Origin of the sequence: Peterkaempfera griseoplana (assembly GCF_001418575.1) — a bacterium.
GTDB classification, from domain to species: Bacteria; Actinomycetota; Actinomycetes; order Streptomycetales; family Streptomycetaceae; genus Peterkaempfera; species Peterkaempfera griseoplana.
Genome location: NZ_LIQR01000682.1, coordinates 1 through 3,816, shown reverse-complemented (window position 1 = coordinate 3,816; position 3,816 = coordinate 1). Strand labels below are relative to the sequence as shown.

The following is a 3,816-nucleotide window of genomic DNA, read 5'->3' as shown; positions in this document are numbered from 1 at the left end:
AGGAGGCCGACGAGATGCTCGCGGAGGGACCCGCCACCGTGGCCATGTCCGTCCCCGGCACCCGCCACGACCTGCACCTGGAGCAGCCCGGGATCCTGCACGCCGCGATCTCGGACTTCCTCGACGGCCTCCACGGCGTCGACTGAGCGGACTTCGGGGAGGCCGGCGGCGTCCACCTCGCGGGCGGTGCCGGGCCGCGAGGACTTCACCGAGGGGCCGTCCGGTGACGGTGACTGACTGACAATCAGGCTTGACTGCACCACCTCGCCGTTCGGCAAGCTCGGCATCTCCGTCGACGACAGCACCGACCGACGTGTCCGCGCCGTCCTCACCTACCTGAACAAAGCTGTGACCGGCCTCGGCCGCCGACATCTCTGGCGCATCGCCTCCTGCCAGGGCTGCGCGGGTGGTGGACAGGTGCCCGGGGCCCCGCAGTGGTTACGTCTGCGGGGCCCCGGTGCGTCAGTGGTGGAAGAGTCTGAGGCCGGTGCGGACGAGGCTGATCCCGTGCTCGCGGCAGGCGTTCTCGATCTCCCCGGACCTGATCGACCCGCCCGGTTCGGCGATGTACCGGACACCGTGGCGGTGGGCGTGGTCGACGTTGTCGCGGAACGGCAGTGCGCCGTCGGAGACGAAGGCGACACCGGTGAGACGTTGCCGCCACTGCTCGCGCTGATCGGCGGTCAGGGCCGTTGCGGGGGACGTCAGTACGTCTGCCAGGCGCTCGCTCTCGTCGGGGGTGAGGTCGCCCTCGATGAACCGGATCTGCCAGTTGATCCGGTCCTGGCGGCGGACGCCGGGCCGGAAGGCGAGCGCACGGACCGCCGGATGGCGTCGCAGCCACCAGGTGTCGACCTTGGCCCCGGCCAGTCGTGTGCAGTCGACGCGGGACTGCTGTCCCGCGCCGATCCCCAGGGTCGTGCCGTCACGCAGGTAGCACACCGAGTTGGACTGGGTGTAGCGCATGACGGCCAGCCCGAGCAGCAGGTCCTCCACCGCCGGCCTGGGCAGTTCACCCACCGCCGGGGTGTCCAGCAGGGCTGCGGAGAGCCGTGCCCGGTCGCGTTCCTGTGCCAGCCGCAGTCCGAAGACGTCCCGGGCCTCGAAGGGCGGGGGCGTGAACGTCTCGTCCGCCTCGAGGACCAGGAAGCGTCCGTTCTTCTTCCTGCTGAGGCGCTCGACGGTGCCCGGCGCATAGCCGGGGGCGATGACGCCGTCGCAGACCACACCGGCCAGCACGTCGGCCAGTTCGGTGTCGACCGGGTGGGAGAGGGCGGCGAAGTCGCCGTAGGAGGACTTGGGATCGGCATCCCTGGCCCGCAGGTAGGCGCTGGTCAGGGCGCCGATGTCGGCACCGGTGAGGCCGTGGAGCCCGGCGGTGACCTCGTCCACGGGTCCGGACACGGCCGCCCCGGCGGGTGAGACGTGCTTGAAGGAGGCTGCCGCCGGACGGTCCAGCGCCTGGCTCGCCTCGCGTACGAGCTGCCAGCCGTTGAGCGCGTCCAGCAGGTTGATCAGGGACGGTTGTCCGTGCAGCACCCGGACCGGCCACCGGTCGGGTGTCACCGGCGCGGCGGGTGCCGCCGCCTGGTGCGGGTTGGTTCCGTAGCGCAGTTCCACGTTCTGGCCTCCTCAGCGGGACATCGCTGACGGAGACGCCCAGGCGGTCGACGCTCGCATCCGGAACACGGCCGCTCCCCGGTGGTGGTCCACCCTCGCCAGTCGCGACCGCGGCCCACCCTACCGGCAGTCGGCGCGAGGTGACTGCGCGGATCCGCAGATCCGCAGGCCCGCGCGGCGATACGGACCGGGCGGCCGGGCCGGGGGACGCGCCCGCTCCCGGGGCCGCCGGACGGCGGCCCCGGGAACCGCGTCCGGGGTCAGGCCGCTGCCTCCGCGGTGGAGGCGCCCGAGGCGGGCCCGAAGGACGGGGCCGGCACCTCGGAGGGGCTCAGCAGGGTGCTGCGGCGGCCGTCGGTGCCGACCGGGACGTCGCCGTCGATGGTCACCCGGCGCAGCTTGCGGTCGTAGTCGTCGGAGTCGTCCACGCCGTAGTGCTGGGTGGCGCGGTTGTCCCAGATGGCGACGTCCCCGACCTGCCACTGCCAGCGCACGGTGTTCTCCGGCCGCTCGATGTGACGCTGGAAGAGGTCGATCAGCTGCCGGGAGTCCTGGCCGTTGAGGCCGGAGATCCGCTGGACGAAGTTGCCCAGCAGCAGCGTGCGCTCGCCGCTCTCGGGGTGGACCCGCACCACCGGGTGCTCGGTGAGGAACTCGGTCGAGGTGAAGACCTTGCGGTACTGCTCCAGCGCCTCGCTGGTGGCGTTGGGGCGCACCGCCACGTAGTCGTAGGCGTTGGAGTGGACGGCCCGCAGGCTGTCCGCGAGGGCCCGCAGCGGCTCCGGCAGCTCCGCGTAGGCGGCCGAGGTGTTGGACCAGAGGGTGTTGCCGCCGTAGGGGGGCAGCACTGCCGCGCGCAGGATGGAGAAGGCGGGGTAGGCCGGGACGAAGGTGACGTCGGTGTGCCACTGGTTGGCGCGGGCGCCGTGGTCGGAGTCGATGGCCAGCGAGTAGCGGCCGTCGGCCGACGGCACGGTGGGGTGGGCGATCGGGGTGCCGAGCAGCTGACCGAACGCCTCGTGCTGGTCCTCGTCGAGATGGTCCTGGCCGCGGAAGAAGACGACCTTGTGGGCGATGACGGCGGCGCGGATCGCGGCGACGGTGCGGGGGTCCAGGTCTCCGCCGAGGCGGACACCGGAGATCACGGCGCCGATCCGGCCGTTGATCCTGGTGACGGTGATGCCGGACTCACCGGCGGTGTCCTGCTCGGAGGTGTGCTGGGCAGCGGTGTTCTCGGGGGCGATGGTCACGGTGCGGTTCCTCTCGGGAAGGGGTGAAGGCGTGGTGCGACAGCGGGACGGCGCGGCGTCACGGGGATAGTTCGGCTCGCAGCGGAACCAATCCCCGCGTACGGAGGCCGGGGGAAGCGGTACCGGGTGGGGGGCCGCCGAGGCAGGCCCCGACCCGGGGTATGAAGCCGGCCGCGGGCGCGGACGCGCGGCCGGACAGCTGGGTGCCGTCGCTCGGCCGTGGCCGAACGGGCCGTCACAGGTGAGCGTTGACGGGTCCGCCGGTCGCGGTGGCCGGAGGCGGCAGACGGCGGGACGCGGATGCCGACCGTGCGGGGGTGCGGAGGCGGGCAGGGCCCGCTGCTGGTCAGACGGCCGACGCGGTACGGGGACGACACGCGGCCGACGAGAGGCGGCCCAGGTCGATGTGGAGCCGCGCGATCAGAACGCTCGTCGCTGGCATGCCCCGGATGCTGCCAGCGGTACGGAACGGGCGTCAACTGCTCCCCAGGACGGGCACCTTGGCCCGGGAGCTGCCGTGGACGGCTGCGCCGTGGCCCCCGCCGGGGCTCGTCGCATCCCTGTCGAACCCTCCCTGAGCTGCTCGTTCGTCCATCCGCCGGCGATCCGGGGGAGGGGGCCGGAGACGGCGGCCGGGGCCCGCGGCGGTCCGGTGCGGCGGTCCGGGCATTTCATGCAGCCGCAACAAACCGGGGCGCCCGCGCCGCCCGGCAGCGGGCAGACTCCTCAGGTGCCGGCGCCGTCGGACGTACCCGCCCTGAGTACCGTCCCTGGAGTGTCTCCGAGCCGCACCGCACGCATCGCACGCCCCCTCGCGGACCTCGCCCCGCTGTCCGCGCAGCCCTCGACCCGCCTGCACCGCAAGGAGCGCGATGTCCCGCCACCACGAGACCCAGGCCCTCCCGGCCCGGACCTTCCCGGCCTCCGTCCCCACGGCCTCCGTCCC

At 73.2% G+C, this 3,816-nt stretch carries 2 protein-coding genes and 1 riboswitch; both genes read right to left on the bottom strand.

The annotated features are described in order from the left end of the window. Positions 1-462 precede the first annotated feature (462 nt). On the bottom strand, positions 463-1,620 hold the full coding sequence (locus AOK09_RS35320) for a phosphoribosylaminoimidazolecarboxamide formyltransferase (RefSeq protein WP_055591278.1): 1,158 nt from the start codon (positions 1,618-1,620) through the stop codon (positions 463-465). Positions 1,621-1,650: 30 nt separating this feature from the next. Beyond that, positions 1,651-1,736, bottom strand: a riboswitch (ZMP/ZTP riboswitch). A gap of 144 nt (positions 1,737-1,880) precedes the next feature. Next, positions 1,881-2,801, bottom strand: a complete 921-nt coding sequence (locus tag AOK09_RS35315; protein WP_055591279.1) for a TauD/TfdA dioxygenase family protein — start codon at positions 2,799-2,801, stop codon at positions 1,881-1,883. Positions 2,802-3,816 lie beyond the last annotated feature (1,015 nt).